Genomic DNA, 24,452 nt, shown 5'->3' with positions numbered 1-24,452 from the left:
GCTTTGTCGGAAACCGCACCGTGACACCGCAATCACAAAAGGGGATTTCTCCCTCCACTTCGTAGAGGCCCTTGTGCTTGGGGTGCCTTTTGTGTCCGTGTCTGTTGATTCTTAGGTTTTCTTGGGTGCGAACACCCTTTGGAAGATCCGATCGACGTTCCTCAAAGAAGCGCGAACATCAAAAACACCCCCGATTTCCCGGGGAGAAAGATGCCTGCGTATCTCCTCGTCCTGGAGCACCGCGGTTTTGAAATTCAGCGATTCATTCGCCCACACCTGCATGGCATTTCGTTGGACCCATTCGTAGGCCGTCTCACGGGAAACCCCTTTTTCCGTAAGTTTCAACAGGAGTTCACCCGAAAATAGCAGGCCGCGCGTCAATTCCAGATTCTGTTTCATGCGTTCCGGATAGACGAACAGGCGTTCGATGAGGGATGCGGTTCGTGCCAGAAGATAGTCCATCAGAATCGTGGAATCCGGGAGGATGACACGCTCCACCGAAGAATGTGAGATGTCGCGCTCGTGCCAGAGAGCGACGTTCTCCAGGGCGGCCATCGCATTGGATCGCAGCAGCCGGGCAAGGCCGCAGATCTGTTCACCGGTGATTGGGTTTCGCTTGTGCGGCATCGCCGAGGAGCCCTTCTGACCCCTGGCAAAATACTCCTCGACTTCCCGAACCTCAGTCCGCTGCAGGTTGCGGATTTCGAGGGCGAATTTCTCAAGCGAGGAGGCAATCACGGCCAGCGTGCTCAGGAAGAAGGCGTACCGATCTCGCTGGATGATTTGAGAAGAGACGGGAGCGGTCTTCAACCCCAGTTTCCTGCATACCGCCTCCTCGATGGAAGGATGCAGGTGGGCCGAGGTTCCCACGGCGCCGGAGATCTTTCCCACTCGCATCTGCTCTCGCGCGAGCTCAAACCGCTCCACCTGACGCCGCATTTCATCGAACCAGACTGCCAGCTTCAGACCAAACGTGGTGGGCTCCGCATGAATTCCATGGGTGCGCCCCACCATCGGAGTGTGCTTGAACTCGAAGGCTCGCCGTTCCAAAACCACCATCAGCTGCTTCAGATCCTCGGCGATGATCCGGGATGCATCCCGGACCAGGAGGGCGTTCGCGGTATCCACAACATCCGAGGAGGTCAAACCATAGTGCAGATAGCGGGCGGGGCGGCCCACCTGTTCCGAGACCGCCGTGGTGAATGCGATGACATCGTGCTTGACCTCGGCCTCAATTTCATTGATGCGCGCGACCTTGAATCGCCCCCGGCGACGGATGGCCAGTGCCGCGGACTTCGGGATCAGCCCCCGCGCCGCCTGGACCTCGGCCACCGCAATTTCCACGTCCAACCACTTCTGAAACTTGTTTTCTTCGGTCCAGATGCGCCCCATTTCAGGGCGCGTATAGCGCGGGATCAATGTTCGCCTCCACGCGGAGCTCTCTCCGCTCTCCGGGATCCGGAGGATCTCCATCTCGGGCCAATGCTGACGCCTGCGAATCTCTCTTCAATCGCCGTTCGGCGGTCAAATACTAGCATTACAAAAACAATTAGGAAAAAGAAATTGTCGGGTCGCGGGGGCCGGCAGGAGTTCACAATCGAATCAGCGGAGAAGGCTCGGTCTGCGAGGTCAGTTGAATGGTCTGCGTAGCAAGGCCGCGTTTCTCGAAGGCCTGGACCATGGACATGCGAACAATCTCGGGGTGGTTGTTCTTTTGGCTGATGTGGGCCAGCAACACATGCTCAGCCCCCCCGTCGTAGTCCTCCTCAAAAAATCGGGCCGTCGCCTCGTTGGAGAGATGCCCATGCCGGCTCATCACCCGCTGTTTGACAAACCAGGGGTACGGGCCCACCTTCAACATGTCCAGATCGTGGTTGGCTTCAAAGATCAGGCAATGACTTCCGGCGACCCGTTGCTTGACCAGCTCGGGAATGTAGCCCAGATCGGTGACCACGCTCGTCCTGATGCCCGACGTGTCGAACCGAAAGGCCAGGGGCTCAATCGAATCATGAGGGATGGAAAAGGGATGGACTTCAATATCACCAATGGTGAACGAAGTGCCCGCCCGGATGAACTCGAAAGGGTATTTTGCCGCGTCGATCCGCATGGCATCGAGCGCCGCGGGAGCGATATAAACCGGGATGTTCAAATTCTTGGTCAGGGTCTCAACGCCGTGGATGTGGTCGGAGTGTTCGTGCGAGATGACCAGGGCCTGGATGGAATCGAGCGGGACGTTGATGGTCGCCAATCGTCTTGCCGTTTCCTTCATGCTGAATCCGGCATCGACCAGCAGCCGGGTCTTTGAGGTCCCCAGATAAGTACAATTGCCTCCACTGCCGCTCCCCAACACGCAGATCTCAACACTCATAGAGGCTCGCCCGATTCAGCTTCCCAGCTGGGAACGCCGGACCTGAATTCCATTCAGTTTTCCAACCAGGGAGAGTGCGATTTTTCGCGGGTTGAAGGAATCGCGGGCCACCTCCCGGACCTCATCCGCCGAGACCCGGTCGATGCTCCGCATCATCTGGCTGATTGAAGAATAGGTCCCGAAGTAGAGTTCCTGTCGCGCCAGATTGGCCATTCGACTGCCTGTCGACTCCAGCCCCAGGACCAAACCGCCCTTGAGGTGTTCTTTCGCCCGCACCAGCTCCTCTTTCGAAACCCTGGAGGCTGTCATCTTTTTCATCTCTTGAAGGATGAGCGCGATCGTCTGTTTTGTCGACTTGGGAGCGGTGGCGGCGTAAATCGAAAGGCAGCCGGTGTCGCTGTACGGATCGAGGTTCGAGAAGACGGTGTAGGCAAGCCCGCGCCGCTCGCGAATGTTCTGAAACAGCCGGGAGCTCATCCCCCCTCCCAGGATCGTGTTGAGGACATAGGTGGCGTGCCGGTTCGGGTGCGTCAGGGGATAAGAGGGCATTCCCAGACAGAGGTGGACCTGCTCCAGCGAACGCTTGTTCCGCGTAATGATCTCGGCAAAGCTCTGCGGGGCCGGACTCTTGGGGGGAGCGGGGGAGTGATTGAGCCGACCAAACTTTCTTTCGATCCATCCTACCAGCCGGAGATGGTCCAGACACCCGGCCGCGGCGACAATCATGTTCTTGGGAACGTAGCATTCGCGGAAATATTTCTCCAGCTGCCGACGCTCGATCCGGGCAATGGTCTTTTCGGTGCCAAGAATCGGCCATCCCAAGGGGTGGTTCTTCCAAAAGTTCTGGACCAACAGTTCATGGACCAGGTCATCGGGCGTATCCTCAACCATCTTGATTTCTTCAAGAACAACGCCTCGTTCCTTGTCGATCGCCTTGGGATCGAGCCGGGGATTCAACACCAGATCCGACACCAGATCGATGGCAAATTTCAGGTGCTCGTCCAACACCTTGATACTGAAGCTGGTGCACTCCTTGGCGGTGAAGGCGTCGAGGTTTCCCCCGATGGAGTCGACCGCCCGGGCGATCTCTTCCGCAGATCGATTCCGGGTTCCTTTGAAAAGCATGTGCTCAATGAAATGGGCAATGCCATTTTGCTCCCGGGTTTCGCGCCGCGATCCGCTGCGAAGCCACACCCCCAGGGAGACCGATCGCACGTGCGGGAGCTGCTCCGTCACTATCGTCAGCCCATTCTCCAAAGTGGTTTTCTTGATTTTTTCCATTGGGCAAAGGTCATTCAAACTGTAACATAGAGGACTGGGGATGACAATCGAAAGGCTCAGGCCGTCCCCTTTGATGACGCTGGACTGAGCTCTCTCACCCCTCCAATGGCTGATTAGGCCTTCCCCCGCTTGTGGGGCCTCGTTCCGCGTGTTAGACTTTTCGTGCATGTCTCCTCGAGAGAAGCTGGAATTAATCGGGATCGAACCGTCCCGCCTTGAAGAGCTGTTCATGGGCTCGGCGCTGGAGCCTTATCGCGCCCGCCAGGTGTTCCATAATCTCTATGGACGGTTGATCGGCGACTTTCACGCCATGACCGATCTCCGGATGGACCTGCGGCGTGCACTGTCGGGGCAATTCTCGATTACCCTGCCACGGGTCGTTCGCCGGACGCAGTCGGCGGATGCGACAGTCAAATACCTTTTCGAAGTCGATGGGGGCGAGACCGTGGAAGCGGTCTTTATTCCGGAGGAGCATCGAACGACCCTGTGCTTGTCGACCCAGGTGGGCTGCTCCTTTCATTGCAAGTTTTGCCTTACGGCCACCCTGGGCTTTAAACGCAACTTGAGCTCGGGGGAAATCGTTGGGCAAGTGATGGGAATTGTGAAGGATGCCCCGCGGAGTCTCGGGGCGAGTTCGCGCCTGAACCTCGTGTTCATGGGCATGGGCGAGCCTTTGCTGAATTATGACCATGTGATGGCGGCGATCCGTCTACTGGCCGATCCGAACGGTCTGGCCATTTCTCCTCGCCGCATGACCCTTTCCACAGCCGGCATGGTCCCCAGGATCTATGATCTGGGACAGGAGCCGGTGCGCCCGCATCTCGCTATTTCGTTGAGCGCAACTACCGAAGAGCAACGCACAGCGCTGATGCCCCACAATAAAAAGTATTCATTGGCCAGCTTAATGCAGGCGTGCCAGGATTATCCCCTGCACCCGCGCGAACGCTTGACCTTTGAATACGTCCTGCTCGACGGCATCAACGATAGCGACGCCGATGCACGCCGCCTCGTCAAGTTGCTGAATGGCATCCGGGCCAAGATCAACCTGCTGGCACTGAATGAAGCGGCTGAACTGCCTTTTCATTCGTCGCCCGCGCATCGCATTTTCAGGTTCCAGGAATACCTGGCCTCGAAAAACCTCTCGGTCTTTGTTCGAAAGCCCCGAGGACTGGATATCCTGGCCGCTTGCGGCCAGCTTAAACGGGAAGTTGACCCGGTGGGTGTAGTGCGATGAAATTCTGATACTGAAATCAGGGGTGCTCAGCGGTGCACCCCTACCACTTGAATCTTGAATCCTGAATGCGGGGATGCTCGGCTGTGCACCCACGATCATCGCCGGGCGTTTCTTACGCTCAATTTTACAAATGATTCCGGGAGGGTCTGATGAAACATTCTCCGGCTTTTCTTGCTTTGGTGAACGAGGCCAAGTCGCGGATAAAACAAATGACGGTTGAAGAGGTGGCGGAAAAGATCAAGCGCGGGGACAGGTTCTTCTTTGTTGACACCCGCGAGGACGGTGAATGGGAGGCCGGTCGTGCGAAAGGTGCCATCCACCTCGGGAAAGGTATCATTGAACGAGACATCGAGAATGCAATCCCCGACCCTGACGCGGAGATCATTCTGTATTGCGGAGGAGGATTTCGATCTGCGTTGGCCGCCGATACCCTTCAGAAAATGGGTTATAAGAATGTGATCTCAATGGACGGGGGCATGCGGCGTTGGCGCGAGCTGGGATTGCCGGAAGAAGCCTAGCGATGGCGCGAATCTCGAGAACAGAAGTCTGCGCGCCCGGCCGGAACACAGGGGGGATTCGTGAGGTTTCGATGAGACCCCAGCAGGGCTTACGGAAACGCTGTCGGTTCCAGAGGCCCGACTTTGCCGAACCAGGTCTCCCCGGGGTCAAGGACCCTCGGGCAAGACCTTCCAATACGTGGACTGATGAAATGATGCGAACGTTGCTCAAAGGCAAGAAGGCGCGCACCTGCCTATACAAGTCTCCCTCTCGTGAGATAAGATAGCACGCCTCAAGCGGTCCATTCTTGAAAGGGACAGACAGGATTGTCCAACTTCCACATCATCAATTTTGGGTGCCGGGCCACGCAGGCGGATGGCGGCGAGATCGAACGGGAGATGCTTGCTTGCTCTTTTGAGAAGGCGCCATCCATGGCGGAGGCCCACATTGTCATTTTGAATACTTGTACGGTGACGGCAGCGGCGGACCGGGATGCGCGGCAAACCGTCCGCAGGGTGCGGCGCGAAAACCCCCGGGCGAAAATTGTGGTCACAGGGTGTTACGCACAGCGCGCCTCGGAGGAGATCCGGCAAATTCCCGGCGTCTATTGTGTCGTCGGCAATTCACACAAACACCTGCTGGCCCAGATTATGATTGAGAAGTTGGCCTCGGGACTCCAAAACACGCCCGAGGTCGACCCTGCCGGCACGGACCAAAGACCGCTGGCGCCCTCCTGTACCGCCGAAGTTTACCTTGATCAGTTTACTCGCCTCGAAAGAACCCCTTTTGTCGGACAGGCGCTCTTTGCGTCGACGGAGCGGACGCGGCCCTCATTGAAGATCCAGGATGGCTGCGATGCCAATTGTTCATTCTGCATCATCCCGGCGGTTCGCGGTCGAAGCCGCAGTCTGGCTCCGAGTGAAGTGCTGGAACAGGTCGAAGCCCTGGCGGCCGGGGGATATAAAGAACTCGTCCTTTCCGGGATTCACCTCGGCAGCTATGGTCGGGATCTCGAGGAGCGCACGAGCCTTTTGAGCCTGCTGGAGGCGCTGGAGAACGTCCGGGACCTCTGCCGGATTCGACTCAGCTCCATTGAACCCTTGGAAGTGAGCGAGGGAGTCATCGACCATGTCGCCCGCTCCCGGAGGTTTGCGAAGCATTTGCACGTCCCGTTACAAAGCGGCGTCGATCGCATCCTGCGCTTGATGCGGCGCCCCTACACCGCCGATCAGTACGCTCAAGTGGTTCACTCCATCCGCCGGAAGGTCCCTGACGCGGCCATCGGCGCCGATGTGATTACAGGATTTCCTGGAGAAACCGAGGAAGAGCATCGAGCCACGATGGCGTTCATTGAGCGCTCGCCCCTCACTTACCTCCATGTCTTTTCTTTTTCCCCCAGGCCGGGGACCCCGGCGGCGGAAATGCGCGGTGAGGTCAGCCCTCTGGCGATCAAACGTCGCAGTGCGGAGTTGCGAGATCTTGGGAAAAGGAAGAAATTCAAGTTTCAGCAACAGATGCTGGGCAAGATTCTTTCAGTGGTAACGCTGGAGCCGCGGGGCGGCGAATTCACCGGGTCCATGAGTGACAACTTCCTTGAGGTCAATGTTGCCGGCGAGGCGATTGAGCCGAACCAGATCGTAGACGTGAAGATTGAAGGCATTGTCCAGGGAATGTTGATCGGTGAATTCGTCCGGCGAACGCAAGAGACTTTTGATTGAGCGCGTCCAGGGACGAGTTCTCGTCTGGCGCCGAGGGGTTTTTGCGCGAGATGGGCTGAACATAGTCCGACCCCATCCCATTCCTGCGGCCGAGGAATCAGTTCATGTTCACGGATGTGTGAGAGGGTCATCCCTCGATGATGACAAACGCCGCCGCGTAATGCTCGGAATGAGTGAGGGAGAGCAGGATTCGTTTGGATTTGAGCTTGAGGGCGGTTCGGGCAGTCGATCCTGCTAGCCGGATTTGGGGCTGACCCGTTTCGCTTCGGTAAACTTCGATCTCCTTCCAGGAGATTCCTTTTTGCCAACCCAGGCCGAGGGCTTTCATAACAGCTTCCTTGGCTGAAAAGCGGGCGGCATAATGTCGAAAGGCATTTGACCCTTTGGCCTCACAATACTCGATCTCACCTTCCGTAAAAAGCCGTTGCTTGAAGCGATTTCCATGTCGTTTCAATGACGATCGAACGCGATTCAGTTCAATGAGATCAATGCCGATTCCAATGGTCACGAGCGGGGCCTTTCTTTGATGAAAGAACCAATCCTCACTGCTCGAAATTCTAGCGAGAAATTTGTAGAACTCAAGGAAAAAGACCTCCACATCCTGAAGTCTCCAGCCCTGGCGGCCATTCCCTGGCTGCGGCATGGATTTTCGACCCGGGTGGGGGGACAGAGTGTCTTCCCATCCGGTTCGCTTAACCTGGGTTTCACCGAGTTTGACTCACGAAGGGCCGTCGAAGCTAATCGCGTGGCCTTCTTCGAGGCGATCGGAATGGAAGGTTTCTCCGTGGTCCGCTTGCGGCAGAGCCATTCTGATCGGGTTGCACTCATCGCATCCAGGGTGCTCTCGCATCCTATCATCGACGCGGACGCTGCGGTCACAGAGGTCTCGCAGGTAGTTCTAACAGTCGTCACTGCGGATTGTCTCCCGATCCTTATGGTGGATTCCAATTCTCATGCCGTGGGCGTCGTGCACGCAGGATGGCGAGGGACGACACAGGGAATTGCCGCAAAGACCGTCGAGACCCTCGTTCGGAAGGGAGCTGGCCCCGCCTCGAACCTAAAGGCCGCCATCGGGCCGTCCATCCGGGCGTGTTGTTACGAAGTGGGCGATGAGGTTCTTGCGGCGTTCCGGAAAACAGTCCCCGGACCGGACAAATATTTTTCCGTGCTACCGCCCGGCGGGGAGACGACACAGTCGGACAGGAACCCGGCGAGCGGCGCCGGGCGGAGGGAGAAGTTCTTTCTCGATCTCATCGCCGCCAATCGGGATCAGTTGATGGATGCCGGCGTGCGGGGCGAGAACATATCCGTGAGTCCGGCGTGTACGGGGTGCCATCCGGAGCTGTTCTTTTCACATCGAAAGGAGAACGGCCGAACCGGCCGAATGATGTCGGCCATCGCTTCAATCGGGTAAGATGATGGTCCAGACATATTCCGGGGGAAGTCCTGCGTTAAAGAAGATGAGCGGAATGATCTCAAAGTTTCAGGGTGTGATCCTTGGGGCAGCGGTAGGCGACGCGCTAACCGCACCGGTTCAATTCCTTTCCCGCGATGAAATCCGGGACCAATATGTTGAAATTCGGGAAATGCTCGGTGGAGGCTGGCTGCGTCTTCGGCCCGGGCAGTTTTCAGACGATACGCAGATGATGATCTGTGTGTTGGAGTCCATCCTCGAAGAGGGAACCTTTGACGTGGACCGGGCCGCGATGAAATTGTTGCAGTGGTACAAGACGAAACCGAAGGGAATCGGGAACACCACGGTGGCCTCCTTCAAGCGCTTGAGCAAAGGAGAGAACTGGAGGACCGCATCCCAGAAGGTTTACTCCAAGCGCCTTCATTCAAGCGCCGGAAACGGTGCTCTGGTTCGCTCCCTTCCCGTCGCCTTGCGGTACTGCTCCGACTCTGCGGCCCTGGTCACCCACTCTTCCAACTCCGCCATGATGACTCACGCGGACCCGATCGTCACCACGGGGGCGGTGCTGCTGAACCTGATGATTTCGCAACTTATCCAAAGTGACGAGAAAGACCCTCGCGCTCCCAGCATCGAATATCTGTTCGGGAAAAAGAACAATTTGTGGAAAAACATCTTGGATGAAATCGATTATCTGGGGGAAGAGGATCTCATCGCTTCAGGATTTGTCGTGGATACCGTCCAGTCCGCCTTGTGGTGTTTTATGAAGACTGGAAGTCTGGAAGAGGCGCTCATCACGGCGGTCAACCGCGGCGAGGATGTTTATGCCCTGGCGGCGGTTACCGGTGCACTTGCCGGGGCCCACTATGGCCTCGAGGGAATCCCCACCCGGTGGTTGGACGCCCTGGAGCACCATGAGGCGATGACCGCGTTTGCCCGGAGGATTTATCTGCTGATCCGTCAATAGGTCCCGGGTTTGTCGGCCTCACGGGGACCGGAGCCCGTCCCGCGTTCACGACCCCGGGGGCGTGCCGGATGCAGCGGCGTCTCGGCGCTGGCTAGCCAGGCGGAATACCACAGGTCCACAAGCTTTTGGGCCCCGGCAGCAAGCCGATTCACAACAAACTGCTTGCCGCGCTCATTGCCAGCCCCGTTGAATGCGCCCTCTTTCTCGAGTTTGTAAAGAGGCACCACCAGGGCATAAGAATTCTTCAGATACTCCAGATAATCTTTAAACACATCTCGAATGACCGAGGGATCGTGGACCTTCGCCTCAAAGTCGGCCGGTGTGAGACGATCGTGGACGAACTGGGATTCGAATTTGAAATGCGTGTTCTGCTCCACGGTGAAGCCATTCTCGTTTGGTTCTACCCAGCCGTTGTAATTGACGGTGGTGTGTAAGGGATTTGAGCCATCTCCGACGTAATGTCCCAACCAACCCATATAGAATAAGGCCGTTTTTTCCGCAGCCACGGTAGGCAGTTGCCTGGCGACCGCCAAGCGATACTGACGGAAAGCCACGACCAGCCTCTCATAGACTTCACAGGTCGCATAGGGCTGGAAACCCACTCGTTCCGGCAACAATTCATCGGCTTCCCTCGTCTTACCTTTCGCCAGAAGTTTCACCCGCTGCGCCTCCAGCGCATGGATGTATTCGAAACGGTTTCCGGGAAACTCCTTCAGAAAGTTTACGCTTTCAAGATCAATAAAGTGATCCGGAGATTGCGCGAGTCCCAGTGCCGGACCGCCCCAGCGATCCGGTTCACTGGCGAGATATTCAATCCACGCGGGATCTGACCTGGTGAATGGGGGCAAGGACGAAGGGAGATGTTTGAGGGCCACCCGATTGATGAACATATGGCCGTCAGGCCCCCAGGCCCATGTCATCGGCCTGAAGCCGCCGACCAACATCACAAGAATAATCCAGCAGACCTTCCGCGATGTGGCGGACATCCCAGCCTCCGGGCCTCTATTCAAGAAGATTCGCTCAGCACTGACTCTTCGAAAGGGAACCATCCATTTCCGATGTTCCCTTGACTTGTTACATGTAAAGGACGCCGTGGCGCAGATTCGGTTTCATTTTTGGGTCCGGGGCGCGCGATCCCTGCTAGCAGGAATCCTATCGAGGGACAAAGCCTCCCAGGCTGCTTAGGGGGAGAAATCCCCGGCGCGGAGAGCTTCTCCGGGAGCCACTCCAGTCGCCCAGCGGGCTCCCTCCGTTCTACCCCGGAGAAGCTGAGAACTAAAACCTAAACCAGGGGACATTTCTAAAGAGTTTTGACAGAGGTGTGAGAGTCCTTTGCAATTCAAGATGTAGTGTGGTACACTCCGCGGGATTCCATAGGTTGTATCTTTTAGCCTGTCCATGGACCGACCCGCGCCGCGAATCTCATTCCAACTAATATCCAGAGGGTGAACTTGTGCTGAAGTTAACGCGCATTGAAATGATCGGGTTTAAATCTTTTTGCGATAAGGCCGAGCTGATGTTTTCCGAGGCGAGTGGTGTCACTGCGATTGTCGGGCCGAATGGTTGCGGGAAGTCCAACATCGCGGATGCTATTGCCTGGGTGCTGGGAGAGCAGAGCGTTAAGAGTTTGCGGGGTTCATCGATGGAGGATGTGATCTTCAATGGGACCCGGGACCGGCAGCCCTTGGGACTGGCGCAGGTTTCTCTGACGCTGGTGGATCCTGAATTCGGTCGTGAGTCCGGAGAGATGACGCCGGAGGTGAGGCAAGAGGATCTATTTCAGGAAGAGCAGCCCGTCCAGGAAACGTCGTCCGACAAAGACTCCGGCCCCACCCCCGCTCGCAGGACCCGGGCCCGGAGGAGGATGGAACCGCGACCGGGAGAGATTGTTGTCACCCGCAAGCTTTATCGTTCCGGGGAAAGCGAATACTACCTCAATGGGAGACAGTGTCGTTTGCGGGATATTCAGGAATTGTTCATGGGAACGGGGCTGGGACCCAATTCGTATGCCATCATTGAACAGGGGCGCGTGGGACAAATCCTCAGCAGCAAACCGAGCGATCGGCGGATCCTGATTGAAGAGGCCGCCGGGACGACCAAATACAAGGCCAAGAGGAAGCTGGCGGAAGCGAAACTGGAGTCCGCGAAGCTGAACCTCTCGCGGATTAGCGATATTATCGAAGAAGTCACGCGCCAGTTGAACTCCCTTAAGCGGCAGGCCTCAAAGGCGCGGCGGTACAAGGAACTGCGCGAAGAGCTCCGTGAAAAAGAAACGACCATCCTCTTCAACCAGCTGGTGGGGTTTGAAGAAACCATCACCCGGACTCAATCCGAATTGAGTCAGGCGGCGGCGCAAGCGGAGTCCGCCCAGCAGGGAATGCGCGCCCTCGAACTCGAGCAGGAGACCTCGCAGCAACGCAGCTTTGAATTGGAAGACCTGCTTCGCCAGAGCCAAGGAGGTCTTTCGCAAGCCAACCTGGAGCAGGACCGGGCCCAGAATCGCATTGAGTACACACGCCAGCAACTGGAGGCGCTGGAGCAAAGACTCCAGGAACTGGAAAATGAATCCGCCACTGTGGCGGGTTTGATCGGGTCGCTCGGAGGTGAAGTCAGGACCAAACGGGCAGAGGATGATCGGCTGCAGCGGGAAGTCCAGGGCCTCGAGACGGAGGAGGCGGATCGAGTCGCACTCGCGAATGATTCCGGCGGCCAATTGCAGGCGCTCGAAGACGACTTGGAGCGGTTGCGAACCGACCTGATCGACGCTGTTCAGCAGGCGGCGACCTTGAATAATCAGATTTTGCAGATTGACGAAGCGGATGCGCGGCTGGGAGCGCAGCGGGAACGGCTGGAACGCGAACTGGATCAGGCGGGGAGGGAGGCACAAGCGTTTGGGGAGTCCCGCCGACAGTTGACGCAGACCGCCGGTGAAGAGCAGACGGAGCTGGAGCGAGTGTCCACGGAGCAGGCGGAACAGGCGGCGGAACTGGAGTCCTGTCGCACCCGTGATGCTGCCCTCGAGGCCGCCCTCGAGGAATTGAAGCGTCAGCAGGCCGATGCCCAGGCACGTCGGCACTCCATTGAGGAAGTGATCCTTCACCACGCTTATGTCGATGAGGGCGTGAAGAAACTCCTGACATCTGATTTGACGGCATTGTATCCGGGGTTCCAAACGATGGGTGTACTGGCCGACTTCATCGAGGTCGAGTCCGAATTCGAGCAAGCCATCGAAGAGTATCTCAAGGATGAATTGGAATTTCTGGTGGTCGAGTCCAGTGCAGTGGCACAACAGGGAATTGCCGTCCTGCGGACCCAAACAGGAGGGCGTTCGACCTTTGTGGTCGACCGGCCTGCCCGACCCTTTGGAGAAGAGAAGCTTCAGCCGGATGCGGCCATTCTGGCGCTGCCGGGGGTTTACGGAGCGGTTCGTTCGCTGGTCCGGCTTCAAGGACGGCTCGCCGAGGCCATCGACCAGGTTCTCCCGCTGCTGTCGCGTGCGTACGTGGTCGATTCCTTTGAGACCGCGGACCGGCTCGCGCAGCGGTTTCCGGAAGCCGCCTTTGTGACCCGCGATGGGGAAGTATTCCGGGGATGCTGGATCCGGGGTGGCCGCAAGAGTGGGGCGGGCCCTCTGGCGTTAAAGCGTGAGTTGCGCGCCCTCGCAACGAAGTTGTCCGGCTTCGAGAAGGAACTCACCGAGCGGATCTCCCGACAGGAAGAGTTGCGCCTGAGAAAGGCCCAGATCGAGGCGACAGTCCAGACCTTAAGCGGGCACAAAATCGACCTTGAGAAGAGGCAAGTGGGCTCCGATCATCGAATGCAGCAACTCGATGGGGAGATTTCGAGGGCTGAGCAGAAGATCACCGTCCTCCGCGGAGAACTGTCGAGGCTTGACCTGGAGCGGCAACTCGCCCGTGAGGCGCAGGCGGCGTCACGAAACGATTTGGAGGTTCTGGAGTCCGGGAAACAGGCGATTGAAGAAAAGATACTGAGACAGTTGGACCAGACGCGGGAGCTGAAGGCCTTGAAAGACGCCTTGAACCTCGAGATTTCCGAGATGAGGTCCCGGCTGGCGACCCTCACGGAGCGGAAGCAATCCAGCCGCGAGACGCTGGAGCGCCTGGTGCAGCAGCAGGAAGAGGTTCAACAACGCCAGGACCGGTTGAATCAGCAAAAGACAGCCGCCTTGGAAGAACAGGAAGCGATGCGGTCTTCCTGGGTTCAACTGGAGGCCGAGGTGAACCGCCTTTCCCGGGTCAAGGCAGAACTGGAAGAAGCGATCGCCGCTTCGACCCGCGAGGCGGAGGCTTTCCGGGCAAAACTCGTTGAAATCGATGAGCAGTTGAAAACTCAACGGGAAACGCTCTCGCAGTTGATGGAGGCCCGCTCCGTCATTGAAGTCACAGCGGCTAAACTGGAGTCGGAGTTGGCGCATGTGCGCGAGGATTGTGAGCGGGAGCTCGACCGGCCCTGGGAGGAAGTTCGTCTTTTACAAGTCGCCCGCCTCGAGGGGGAAGCTCTCGAAGAGGCGAGCAGCGCCCGGTCCCAGTTGCGGCAACGGATCGATAGCATGGGAGCCATCAATATGATGGCCCTCGAGGAATACGCCGAGTGCGAGCAGCGCCACACTTTCCTCGAGGCTCAGCGCAAAGATCTGCTGGACTCCATTGCGGACACCACTCAAACCATCCTGGAGATCGATGAGGTCTCGCGGCGACAGTTTGAAGAGGCTTTCAATTCCATCAACGAGAATTTTCAGGAAACCTTCAAGCAGCTGTTCGGAGGAGGTTTCGGTTCGATGAAACTGACGGACGAGAATGACCTGCAGCAGAGCGGCATTGACCTTCACGTCCAGCCGCCCGGAAAGAAACTGCAAAACGTTCTGCTCCTTTCGGGAGGCGAAAAGGCCCTCACCGCGATCGCGCTGTTGCTGGCGATTTTCCGTTACCAGCCCAGCCCATTCTGCGTGATGGATGAGGTCGATGCGCCGCTCGATGAAGCCAACATCGAACGGTTCACCCGCATGATTGGACAACTGAGCGGAGACACCCATTTCATTGTGATCACCCACAACAAGAAGACCATGGAGATTGCCCGTTCCATGTACGGGGTCACCATGCAGGAGGCCGGCGTCTCCAAGCTTGTCTCTGTGAAATTTGATTGAGCCCTCTCCGGCCGAAGATCTGGCCGACGGGCCCTCCATCGTCTCTCCCCCTCTCGACATTTCGGCCGCTCCATTTCTCCCCATTCTCTTTCTGCACATCTGTCAAATATTTTTTTCAATTGTGAAGAAAAAAAATTCAGACCCAGCGCTTGACAAAATGATTTGCTCGAAATAGATTGCTTAGGCTCCGCGCTTTGCCCTGTCACCTGTATGAACAATTCCATTTTACTGTCTACCGATCTTCCGGGCATTGAACTCTTCGTTCGCGGCAAGGTGCGTGACGTGTACGGGCTGGGGGACAAGTTGCTCATCGTTGCCACGGATCGCATCTCCGCATTCGATTATGTCCTGGGCTCGGGGGTTCCCGATAAAGGCCGGGTGCTGACCCAGCTGTCGCGATTCTGGTTCGAGCACCTCCGGCCCATCGTCGATCATCACCTCATCTCGACCGAGGTGGACGATTTTCCGGATCAGGTGAAACCGTTCCGGGACCAGCTGACCGGGCGCTCGATGTTGGTTCGCCGGACCGAAATGATCCCGGTCGAGTGCGTCGCGCGCGGGTATCTCTCCGGTTCCGGATGGAAGGAATATCAAGCCTCCGGCTCCGTCTGCGGAATCCGGCTGCCCGCGCAGTTGAAAGAATCATCCAAATTGCCGGCGCCTATTTTTACTCCGGCCGTTAAAGCGAAGAGCGGGCATGATGAGAACATCGCGTTTGACCGCTTCGCATCGATCGTGGGAGACCGTCCACGCGCCGGGTTGTTGCGCGATCTCACGTTGAAACTGTACGGGACAGCCGCCGCGTATGCCGAATCGCGCGGCATCCTCATTGCCGATACTAAATTTGAGTTTGGACTGCTTCATGACCAGGTCATTTTGATCGATGAATGCCTGACACCCGATTCGTCCCGGTTCTGGCCGAAACGTGACTATTGCGAGGGGGGACCGCAGGCGTCCTTCGACAAGCAGTACGTCCGGGACTACCTGGAGTCCATCCGATGGAACAAGCAGCCTCCCGCGCCGGCGCTCCCGGAAGAGGTAGCGCTCGCCACCCGTGAGAAGTACCTGGAGGCGTTTCGGCTCCTGACGGGCGGGGAACTGGCGAGAACCGCGACTCCTTGACGAAGGCCGGTCACACGATTCTTGTGACCGATAGAGCAGCGAATGAACAGAAGCACGACGGCGGGCCAATTATTAGATTGTTGAGGGGACTGTGGGGATTTCCTTGAATGCACTCGACGTGATCGTGTGGGCCATCCTGATCTATTCGGTCGTCCAGGGGATCCTCTATGGAATGACCCATCAATTCATTTCGATTGGCGCCCTGGTTCTCGGTTTGTTGATGGCGGCCTGGTACTATCCCCGATTGGCCCCGATGCTGATGCCTTATTTCCGGACTTACGAAATCGCTGCTTTTCTCGCCTTTATCATCATATTTATCTTGGTCAAATTGATCGGGGCCGGCGTGGGGTTTCTCTTGGGGAAGCTTTTGGCGGCGGTTGAATTGAGATGGTTTGATCGTGTCCTGGGCGGCTTCTTCGGATTTGCGAAAGGCTTTCTGCTGAGCGCGGTGTTATTCCTGGGACTTCTCGCTTTTCCGTTCGAACTCAAGTGGGTGAAGAACGCAAAGATGGCCCCCTATTTGATGGAGGGGGCCCGTTTCATCTCTACCCTGACTCCACCCGAAGTCAAGACCCGCTTTGACGACGGGCTCAATAAATTGCGCACGATATGGAAAGAATCGGGTAGCACCTAACCGGACGGGGCCGATCTTCACGGGGTCATTCAGTCCCTGGGCTCATCACAATATCCTTTGGATCATCGGGAGGCAGTGGCCGTGAAAGAACAGTTAGAGTACCTGGTTAACCAGATGGTGGATAGGGGGATTTTGTACGACGAGGCCCTGACGGAGTTTGAAAAGAAGTTCATTCGAAAGGTTCTCGAACGGAACCAATGGAATCAGTGCAAGGCGGCGCGGGTTTTGGGGATTCACCGCAACACGCTCAGCAAGAAAATCTCAGAGTATAAGATTCATGCCTAAGGCCCGGGTTGACCAGGAGCCCCCGATCACGACTCATAACTGGCTGCTTCAAGTTTATCCGTCCCGACCCTCCTGCTCCCCTTTGGGGACAGTGCTTTCCCCCGCAGTTCTCCGGTTCGCATCGTCGAAAAAACGGTTTCCCGGCTTTTAGAATATCTTGCCAGTGCGACCCCAACGGGTCCTGTCAAGGAAGTGTACCAATACGGAGGTATAGAACTCTACCCGGCTTGTGATCCCCGGGCTGAGCCAATCCTGCGTGGGGGCATCGTACGACCAGAAGACGATCAGAGGTTCGCCGACGACGTTATCAAACGGCACAAATCCCCAGAAGCGGCTGTCATAGCTTAGATCCCGGTTGTCCCCCATCGCAAAGAAACTTTGAGGAGGCACGGTTACCGGTGCCATATTGTCCCGCAGGCGGACGTCGCCCGGAAGGTACTCAAGGTCACCGTAAACCTGGGAGTCGGAGTGGACAGCGTAAGGCTCCTCGAGGGCCCGTCCGTTGAGGAAGACTTGTTTTCGCCGGATCTCAATAACATCTCCGGGCATTGCAATCACGCGCTTCACATAGGTGAGCGTGGGATCGAGCGGAAATCGGAATGCAACGATGTCCCCGTGCTTGATGTTTTTAATGGCTGGAAACCGGACGTTGGTGAAAGGGATGCGGGGTCCGTAGGGCAGTTTGCTCAGGAAGAGATGATCGCCAATCAGGATGGTGCGTTCCATCGATCCGGTGGGAACCACCGTCGCCTCCACCACAAAAGAGCGGATGAAAAAGACGGCGATCAGGACGAAAAGCAAAGATTTGATGTTTTCCCAGACAATCAGTTCCCACTTCCTGGATCTGGCCGGCTCCGTCGCCGCCGGTGGCGATGACTCCGGATCGGCAATGGTTTCCTTTGGTTCTTCCATCTTCCCTCCACCATTCTTTTCTAAGCTGACGTAAGCGGCAGATTATAGCAGGATTTCCCCATGAACAAAGCACAATTATCGGGTTGACCGTGTCGCAAGGTCGGATCCCCAAGTGCATCGTTCTCCGGTGGAAGGGCGTGTTGACGCCGATAATTTGCCTGAGCTAGAATTTCATCGTTTCTCCCGCCTTGAGCGCCGGTTTCGGAGGAAGCGATTCAGATTGAAACCGCTTCCAGGATGATGCAAGCGAAAGGGGCTCAAGTGTGCGATAATTCAACCTTGTCAGTGGCGACTGTTTTCAGAAAACGGGCATGAAACCCCACCCGTGGATTGGTCAAATGAAGTCCGAAGGTGCATCCGATCATGACGACACCGTTAGTTCAGGACCAGACCTCAGGATCGTTACATCTCCGCCCATCCTCTTCCCACTTGCTGGAACTGGAGGGAGTGGCCAAATCCTTCGCGAACGGGATTGTAATTCTGGATGCCATCTCGACGCGCATCGAGGAGAACACGTTCGTTTCTTTCATCGGGCCCTCCGGCTGTGGGAAATCAAGCTTGCTTCGAATTATCACCGGATTGATTCCTCCTTCGTCAGGTCGGGTTCTCTATCGGGGCCAGGAAGTTCACGGGGTGAACACGAAAACGGCGATGGTTTTTCAAAGCTTTGCGCTTTTCCCTTGGCTGACCGTCGCAGAAAACGTAGCCCTGGGCCTGGAAGCCCAGGGAGTCCCTCCCCGGCAGCGCTTGCGTCGGGCCAACAAGTATATCGACATGGTGGGCTTGGATGGTTACGAACGCGCCTATCCCAAGGAACTCTCGGGTGGGATGAAACAACGCGTCGGGCTGGCGCGATCCCTGACCCTCGAACCGGAACTCTTGTGTATGGACGAACCTTTTTCCGCCCTGGATGTGCTGACGGCGGCCAACTTGCGGGAGCAGGTGCTCGACATCTGGCAGTCGAAGAAGATCGTCACGAAAACGATCATTCTGGTTACGCACAGCGTGGAGGAGGCGGTCTTCATGTCGGACCGCATTCTGGTTTATGCGAACAAACCCGGTCGAATAGTGGCCGATGAACTCATCACCTTGCCCCGCCCGCGTAAGATGAAGTCGAAAGAGGTTGAAGAGGTCGTTGACCATTTTTACTCGCTCATCGTGTGAAGAGCTCATAAGGATTTTTGACATGGAATTTGACCCCGGCCGTCCGAGGTTGCTGGAGAGAAGGTTGGGAACCGTTGAGGGGTGCTGAATTTGGGAACACGCGCTCCCGAATTCATCGTGTAAAAGGAGAACCATGGCAATGACGAAAGTGAAAAATGCCGAAGGCCTCGAACCCTTGCCCCATGCACGGATTGGTCCGATCATGGGGCTGATCAAGGTGATCCAGGAGACCGAAGGGCCGGATGATGTTTACAAGCTCAGTCAGAAGCTGCATTTCGAACTCGACGACTTGCTCCCTATCACGGAGGCCGCAGAGATCCTCGGGTTTGTAAAGATTGAATCGGGGGATATCGAGCCAACGCCTCTCGGAATCCAGTTGAACGACGGCGATGAGAATCTGAGGAAAGCCATCTTTCGGAAGCAGATTGAACACCTGCCCATTATTCACCGGGTTGTGGAAAAGTTGAAATCCCAGGAGGACCACCGGGTGGGAAAAGAATTCCTGATTGAGATACTGAAGAAATATTTCTCTTCATCGGAGGCGAACCGGCAATTCGCCACCGCGCTGGATTGGGGTCGCTATGCCGAGTTGTTCGAATATGATCGGGATGCAGAGGAATTCTTTTTGCGACCCGAAAAATCGGAGGGGAACGCCGTGGAGGGGGAAGCATAAACGCTGAAGAAATTCGGGCGCGTCTCAACCCCGACTGGAAGGAACCGGCAATGAAGGCCGAAGTGATTGTCAGCTTGAAGAAAACCGTTCTGGACCCCCAGGGCAAGGCGATCCACCATGCCATCGAGAGTCTCGGCTTCAGGTCGGTGACCGAGGTCCGGCAGGGAAAACTTTTTGAAATTCAGCTGAATGGGATTCAGGACGAAGCCGCCGCGCGGGAAGAGGTCGAACGCATTGCGCGGGAGGTCCTGACCAACCCGGTGATTGAAGAATTCTCCTTTATCCTCAAGAACTAAAAATGGGATGCCTCGTTGCGAGATCCAAGAACGCGGGCAAGGACGGTTGATATGCATTGGGGTGTAGTGGTTTTTCCGGGAAGCAATTGTGACCACGATGCCTACCACGTGATTCATCGGGTCATTGGACAGCCTGTGGATTTCATCTGGCACGAAAGCGATAGACTGCAGGGCTATGACGCCATTGTCTTGCCCGGAGGCTTTGCCTATGGCGATTACCTGCGAACAGGCGCCATCGCCAAGTTCTCCCCGGTGATGAAGGCCGTCCGATTGTTTGCCGATGCCGGAGGGTTGGTGCTCGGCATTTGCAACGGATTTCAGATCCTGTGCGAAGCGGGATTGTTGCCGGGAGCGCTCATGCGGAACCGGGGACTGGAATTCATTTGTAAACATGTCCATGTTCGAACGGAAAACAACGGCCTTCCTTTCACCCAGAATCTTGCCCTCGGGCAGGTCCTGAGGGTCCCCATCGCCCACATGGAAGGAAACTACTATGCCGATTCCGGGACCCTGGACGATTTAGAAGCGAACCAGCAGGTGGTGTTCCGGTATTCGACGGCGGAGGGAGATCCCACCGAGGAGTGCAATCCCAACGGCGCGGCGAGAAATATTGCCGGCATCTGCAATCGGGCGGGAAATGTGATGGGCATGATGCCGCATCCGGAACGGGCCAGTGAGTTGCTGCTCGGGTCCGAGGATGGCCGGGGAATTTTTGAATCCATGGTCGGCAGTCTGTTGGCCCGGTAAGGTCCGAGTCATCGGGATCCCCGCGATCTTCTTGAATCGAGCCCCCTGGCCGGGGCCTGCCCAGCATTCCCGCCACGCACATAACTCTTATGGCTGACTCCAGTATTTCTTCAGAAGTAATCCGGCAGCACGGGATCACCCGGCAGGAGTACACCAGAATTCTCTCCATCCTGGGTCGAAAGCCCACACTCACTGAACTGGGGATATTTTCGGTCATGTGGAGCGAGCATTGCTCCTACAAAAGCTCGCGGGTGCATCTGAAGCGCCTGCCGACACGGGGCCCCTCTGTGCTGCAGGGTCCGGGCGAGAATGCCGGCGTTATCACGCTGGGGGATGGCATCGCCATTGCCTTCAAGATTGAATCGCATAACCACCCCAGTTTCGTCGAACCGTTTCAGGGTGCTGCAACCGGGGTGGGCGGAATCCTGCGCGACATCTTTACAATGGGGGCACGTCCCATTGCCGCGATGAACAGTCTCCGCTTTGGGTCCCTTCATCCTCGCAAGGGCGCCTCCCATCCTGAGGCCGAGAAAGCGCAAATTCATCCTCCCCCTCCAGCAAGTGACGGGCCCTCCGAAACCGCTGCCCGGAATCGCAGAATTCTGCGGGGTGTGGTAGGAGGGATTGCCTTTTATGGAAACTGCTTCGGGGTTCCCACCCTGGGCGGGGAGATCTATTTTGAAGATTGTTACGCACAGAATCCGCTGGTCAACGCTTTTGCCCTCGGAATCTTCAAGAAGGATCCACGGACCCAAAAGCCCAAGATCTTTCTGGGTCGAGCCGGCGGGATAGGAAATTCCGTTATTTACGTAGGCGCCAAGACCGGCCGCGATGGCATTCACGGCGCCTCTCTGTTGGCCTCCTCCGAGTTTGATGAGACGACCGCCTCCAAGCGCCCCAATGTTCAGGTGGGGGATCCCTTTCTTGAGAAGTGTCTGCTGGAGGCCTGTCTGGAAGCGATGGAGAGTGGCGGTATCCTGGGGATCCAGGACATGGGGGCTGCGGGGCTGACGTGTTCGACCTGTGAGATGGCGGCACGGGGTGGCACCGGAATTGAGATTGACCTGAAGTTTGTCCCCCAGCGCGAGACGGGCATGACCCCATACGAAATCATGCTCAGCGAATCCCAGGAGCGGATGTTGCTGGTGGCCAAGCGCGGGCGAGTGGAAGAACTGCAAACCATTTTTTCAAAGTGGGGGCTGGAAGCGGTCAAAATCGGTGTGGTGACGCGGGATGGCGTGTTGCGGGTTCGCGACCATGGCAAGGTGGTGGCCGAGATCCCGGCAAAGTCCCTGGCGAATGACGCCCCGGTGTATCGCCGGCCCAAGAAGGCGCCGAAGAAAATTTCGGGCAGGAATGGACGCACCCCCGGGATCGATGGGATGCGCTCGGAATCCCTTGCGGGATCCCCGTCGTGGAGTGACCCTTCCCGGGTTGAAACGGTTCTGCGCTGTCTCTTATCGAGCGAGAACCTGTGCAGCCGACGTTGGGTCTATCAACAGTATGATCACATGGTCCGGACCAATACCTGCGTCCTGCCGGGCAGCGACGCCGCAGTGATCCGAATCAAAAACACGACCCGTGGAATCGCGCTCTCACTCGACGGCAACGGAAGATATGCCCAGATCGATCCGCGGGAAGCGGCGAAACTGGCGGTCGCGGAGTCATGCCGGAACCTGGTGAGTGTAGGCGCCCGTCCCCTGGCCGCCACCAATTGCTTGAATTTCGGGAACCCCGAGAAACCCGAGGTGATGTGGGCGTTCAGCGAAGTCATTGACGGAATCAAGGAGGCTTGCGAGATCTTTGGGACCCCGATCACCGGCGGGAATGTCAGCTTCTATAATGAAACGTTTGGAAAAGGAATCTTTCCGACCCCGGTCATCGGGATGGTCGGAGTCATCGAAGACGTGGCTCAATTGGTTCCCATGGGTTTTCAACAAAGAGGGGACCTCATCGCTATGCTGGGAGACGTGGCCCCACTATCCCCGCTGAACTTTCTGGAATGTGCTTCAGAGTTTTTAAAAATCGAGACGGGTAAATTGGGATCGACGGTGTCGTGCGTGGACCTGAATTTTGAGCACCTGTTGCACCGGGCCTTGTTGGATCTCCACCAACACGGACTCCTGCGATCCTGTCATGATCTCTCCGAGGGGGGCCTGGCGATCGCGCTGGCCGAATCGTCGTTTGCAAGCCGCCAGAGGATCCTGGGGTGGGAGATCAAACTCCCGGCGGATGCGGATCGCGAGTTGTATGCGCTGCTGTTCAATGAGAAACCCTCCCGGGTGCTGGTGTCTTTTTCCAGGGAGAATCATTCTTCGGTGAGCGAGATCTGCGGACGACACAAAATTCCTTTCCAAGTCCTGGGGCGTGTGATACAAGAAGACTGGCTCCTGCGAACCGAAAAACAGATTCTCATTCAGACCCCCTTGAAGGCGTTTTTTGATCTCTGGGATCATGAACTGGAGCAATTGTTGTCGATGGTCCGGTGAGGCACGATCCGGGCCGCCGGAAAAGGAAGGATCGGCGAGGCGACGCGAATGGATGACAAGTTCCATGACGAGTGTGGCATTTTTGGTGTGTTTGGCCATCCCGACGCGGCCCGATTCACCTATTTGGGTTTGTACGCCTTGCAGCACCGGGGGCAAGAAAGCGCGGGGATTGCCTCCTACCGGAACGATCGGATGCTCTGTGAAAAAGGCATGGGCTATGTCGCGGACATTTTTTCGCGCGATAAGTTGGATCAACTGGCGGGCTCACAGGCCATCGGGCATACGCGCTATTCCACCGCCGGCGACAGCGATATATTGAACGCACAGCCGATCATGGTTGATTGTCATCGGGGACAGATTGCCCTCTGTCATAACGGGAACTTGACCAATGCCGTGGAACTTCGCGCTCAGCTGGAAAGAGAGGGCTCCATTTTTCAAACCACGAGCGATAGCGAGGTCCTCGTCCACCTGATGGCCAGGTCTTCGGCTCCCACCCTCGAAGAGGCCCTGGTGGATGCGCTGCGACAGATCGAGGGGGCCTATTCTGTTCTGATCCTGACGCAGGATCGACTCTATGCGGTTCGCGATCCCCATGGGTTCCGGCCGCTGTGTATGGGAAGGCAGGGAGACTCGACGGTCTTTGCCTCCGAAACCTGCGCCTTTGACCTGATTGAGGCTTCCTACGTTCGTGACGTTGCGCCGGGTGAAATTTTTGTTGTGGAATCCGGGGGGACAAGGACCCTTCCCTGGGTCAAGGATCACCCGCATTCCTTTTGCATCTTTGAGCATGTGTATTTCTCCCGCCCGGATAGCATCGTGTTTGGGCGGTCGGTCCAACGCAGCCGCGAACTGCTTGGCCGGCACCTCGCCCGGGAGGCGCCCGCGGACGCAGATATCATTGTCCCCGTTCCGGACTCGGGCGTGTCCGCCGCCATCGGCTTTTCTCTTGAATCCGGACTGCCTTTTCAGTTCGGCCTGATTCGAAACCATTATGTGGGACGCACGTTCATCGAGCCGAAGCAGACGATTCGCCACTTTGGTGTGAAGGTGAAACTGAACCCTGTGCGGGAGATCCTGGAGGGGAAGCGGGTGGTTCTAATCGACGATTCCATCGTCCGGGGGACAACCAGCCAGAAGATCGTGCGTATGGTGCGCTCGGCAGGCGCCCGTGAGGTGCACGTGCGCATCAGCTGCCCGCCCACCCTCTCCCCCTGTTTTTATGGGATTGACACTCCCACCAGGAAAGAGCTGATTGCGGCCAACCGGTCCATTGAAGAGATTCGGGAATTCATCGGCGCGGATTCTCTGGCGTACTTGTCCTTCGCCGGTTTGAAGAGCTCGGTGGAAGCTGATGCCCCCCACTATTGCACCGCCTGTTTTACCGGAAAGTACCCCACCCGGTTGCCCGAGAGTACTCTGCTTAAGCTGGCTTCCCCGGTCCCAGAATCAGTGCACTCCCCCTAAGATCGTGTTGCCCTCCCGGGTTTGC

21 protein-coding genes are annotated in these 24,452 nt (G+C 57.0%); 15 read left to right on the top strand and 6 right to left on the bottom strand.

Annotation, left to right across the window (positions count from 1 at the left end; all coding sequences use genetic code 11):
- Positions 1 to 111: 111 nt before the first annotated feature.
- From purB to LAO21_10420, 3 genes are all read right to left on the bottom strand, one after another.
- Positions 112 to 1,419: an adenylosuccinate lyase gene (gene purB, locus LAO21_10430; protein MBZ5553127.1), complete on the bottom strand. Its 1,308-nt coding sequence runs from the start codon at positions 1,417 to 1,419 to the stop codon at positions 112 to 114.
- A 172-nt stretch (positions 1,420 to 1,591) separates the two neighbouring features.
- Positions 1,592 to 2,368, bottom strand: coding sequence for an MBL fold metallo-hydrolase (locus tag LAO21_10425; protein ID MBZ5553126.1), 777 nt, complete (start codon positions 2,366 to 2,368; stop codon positions 1,592 to 1,594).
- Between the two features lie 15 nt (positions 2,369 to 2,383).
- Positions 2,384 to 3,649 carry an insulinase family protein gene (locus LAO21_10420; protein ID MBZ5553125.1) on the bottom strand — a complete coding sequence of 422 codons (1,266 nt, stop codon included), beginning with the start codon at positions 3,647 to 3,649 and terminating at the stop codon, positions 2,384 to 2,386.
- 166 nt (positions 3,650 to 3,815) lie between these two features.
- Between LAO21_10420 and rlmN the strand changes: the two genes are divergently transcribed.
- The 3 genes from rlmN to mtaB all read left to right on the top strand — a co-directional run bounded on the left by rlmN (position 3,816) and on the right by mtaB (position 7,099).
- Positions 3,816 to 4,883, top strand: coding sequence for a 23S rRNA (adenine(2503)-C(2))-methyltransferase RlmN (gene rlmN / locus LAO21_10415; protein ID MBZ5553124.1), 1,068 nt, complete (start codon positions 3,816 to 3,818; stop codon positions 4,881 to 4,883).
- 149 nt (positions 4,884 to 5,032) lie between these two features.
- Positions 5,033 to 5,401 (top strand): sulfurtransferase, encoded by a 369-nt coding sequence (locus LAO21_10410; protein ID MBZ5553123.1) that lies wholly within the window; start codon positions 5,033 to 5,035, stop codon positions 5,399 to 5,401.
- Between the two features lie 306 nt (positions 5,402 to 5,707).
- A complete protein-coding gene (gene mtaB / locus LAO21_10405) occupies positions 5,708 to 7,099 on the top strand; it encodes a tRNA (N(6)-L-threonylcarbamoyladenosine(37)-C(2))-methylthiotransferase MtaB (protein MBZ5553122.1) in 1,392 nt (463 codons plus the stop codon).
- A 127-nt stretch (positions 7,100 to 7,226) separates the two neighbouring features.
- Here mtaB and acpS read toward each other — a convergent pair whose 3' ends face one another.
- On the bottom strand, positions 7,227 to 7,607 hold the full coding sequence (gene acpS, locus LAO21_10400) for a holo-ACP synthase (GenBank protein ID MBZ5553121.1): 381 nt from the start codon (positions 7,605 to 7,607) through the stop codon (positions 7,227 to 7,229).
- An 18-nt stretch (positions 7,608 to 7,625) separates the two neighbouring features.
- Between acpS and pgeF the strand changes: the two genes are divergently transcribed.
- Together pgeF and LAO21_10390 are read left to right on the top strand one after the other, a co-directional pair.
- Positions 7,626 to 8,513, top strand: coding sequence for a peptidoglycan editing factor PgeF (gene pgeF, locus LAO21_10395; protein ID MBZ5553120.1), 888 nt, complete (start codon positions 7,626 to 7,628; stop codon positions 8,511 to 8,513).
- 55 nt (positions 8,514 to 8,568) lie between these two features.
- Positions 8,569 to 9,477: an ADP-ribosylglycohydrolase family protein gene (locus tag LAO21_10390; GenBank protein ID MBZ5553119.1), complete on the top strand. Its 909-nt coding sequence runs from the start codon at positions 8,569 to 8,571 to the stop codon at positions 9,475 to 9,477.
- Here the strand turns inward: LAO21_10390 and LAO21_10385 are convergent.
- Positions 9,471 to 10,463 (bottom strand): nuclease, encoded by a 993-nt coding sequence (locus LAO21_10385; GenBank protein ID MBZ5553118.1) that lies wholly within the window; start codon positions 10,461 to 10,463, stop codon positions 9,471 to 9,473. The two genes, LAO21_10390 and LAO21_10385, sit on opposite strands and share 7 nt — an antisense overlap.
- A 467-nt stretch (positions 10,464 to 10,930) precedes the next feature.
- On the opposite strand from LAO21_10385, the gene smc reads away from it, so the two are divergent.
- The 4 genes from smc to LAO21_10365 all read left to right on the top strand — a co-directional run bounded on the left by smc (position 10,931) and on the right by LAO21_10365 (position 16,682).
- Positions 10,931 to 14,641 carry a chromosome segregation protein SMC gene (smc, locus tag LAO21_10380; GenBank protein MBZ5553117.1) on the top strand — a complete coding sequence of 1,237 codons (3,711 nt, stop codon included), beginning with the start codon at positions 10,931 to 10,933 and terminating at the stop codon, positions 14,639 to 14,641.
- A gap of 210 nt (positions 14,642 to 14,851) precedes the next feature.
- Positions 14,852 to 15,763: a phosphoribosylaminoimidazolesuccinocarboxamide synthase gene (locus tag LAO21_10375; protein MBZ5553116.1), complete on the top strand. Its 912-nt coding sequence runs from the start codon at positions 14,852 to 14,854 to the stop codon at positions 15,761 to 15,763.
- A 103-nt stretch (positions 15,764 to 15,866) separates the two neighbouring features.
- The gene (locus tag LAO21_10370; protein ID MBZ5553115.1) at positions 15,867 to 16,397 is read left to right on the top strand and encodes a CvpA family protein; all 531 of its coding nucleotides are present in this window, start codon (positions 15,867 to 15,869) and stop codon (positions 16,395 to 16,397) included.
- 81 nt (positions 16,398 to 16,478) lie between these two features.
- On the top strand, positions 16,479 to 16,682 hold the full coding sequence (locus LAO21_10365) for a helix-turn-helix domain-containing protein (GenBank protein MBZ5553114.1): 204 nt from the start codon (positions 16,479 to 16,481) through the stop codon (positions 16,680 to 16,682).
- Between the two features lie 147 nt (positions 16,683 to 16,829).
- Here LAO21_10365 and lepB read toward each other — a convergent pair whose 3' ends face one another.
- On the bottom strand, positions 16,830 to 17,594 hold the full coding sequence (gene lepB / locus LAO21_10360) for a signal peptidase I (GenBank protein MBZ5553113.1): 765 nt from the start codon (positions 17,592 to 17,594) through the stop codon (positions 16,830 to 16,832).
- A 363-nt stretch (positions 17,595 to 17,957) separates the two neighbouring features.
- Between lepB and LAO21_10355 the strand changes: the two genes are divergently transcribed.
- From LAO21_10355 to purF, 6 genes are all read left to right on the top strand, one after another.
- Entirely contained in the window at positions 17,958 to 18,758 is an 801-nt protein-coding gene (locus LAO21_10355; protein ID MBZ5553112.1) for an ABC transporter ATP-binding protein, read from the top strand.
- A 139-nt stretch (positions 18,759 to 18,897) separates the two neighbouring features.
- Positions 18,898 to 19,431 carry an AAA-associated domain-containing protein gene (locus tag LAO21_10350; GenBank protein MBZ5553111.1) on the top strand — a complete coding sequence of 178 codons (534 nt, stop codon included), beginning with the start codon at positions 18,898 to 18,900 and terminating at the stop codon, positions 19,429 to 19,431.
- A gap of 50 nt (positions 19,432 to 19,481) precedes the next feature.
- On the top strand, positions 19,482 to 19,727 hold the full coding sequence (purS, locus tag LAO21_10345) for a phosphoribosylformylglycinamidine synthase subunit PurS (protein MBZ5553110.1): 246 nt from the start codon (positions 19,482 to 19,484) through the stop codon (positions 19,725 to 19,727).
- 51 nt (positions 19,728 to 19,778) lie between these two features.
- Positions 19,779 to 20,474, top strand: a complete 696-nt coding sequence (purQ, locus tag LAO21_10340) for a phosphoribosylformylglycinamidine synthase subunit PurQ (protein MBZ5553109.1) — start codon at positions 19,779 to 19,781, stop codon at positions 20,472 to 20,474.
- Between the two features lie 89 nt (positions 20,475 to 20,563).
- Positions 20,564 to 22,963 carry a phosphoribosylformylglycinamidine synthase subunit PurL gene (purL, locus tag LAO21_10335; GenBank protein ID MBZ5553108.1) on the top strand — a complete coding sequence of 800 codons (2,400 nt, stop codon included), beginning with the start codon at positions 20,564 to 20,566 and terminating at the stop codon, positions 22,961 to 22,963.
- A gap of 48 nt (positions 22,964 to 23,011) precedes the next feature.
- Positions 23,012 to 24,427 (top strand): amidophosphoribosyltransferase, encoded by a 1,416-nt coding sequence (gene purF / locus LAO21_10330; protein ID MBZ5553107.1) that lies wholly within the window; start codon positions 23,012 to 23,014, stop codon positions 24,425 to 24,427.
- Positions 24,428 to 24,452 lie beyond the last annotated feature (25 nt).

It is taken from the genome of Terriglobia bacterium, from assembly GCA_020073085.1.
GTDB lineage: Bacteria > Acidobacteriota > Terriglobia > JAIQFV01 > JAIQFV01 > JAIQFV01.
Note: the sequence above shows the minus strand (reverse complement) of the source record. Positions and strands in the feature narration are given on the sequence as shown.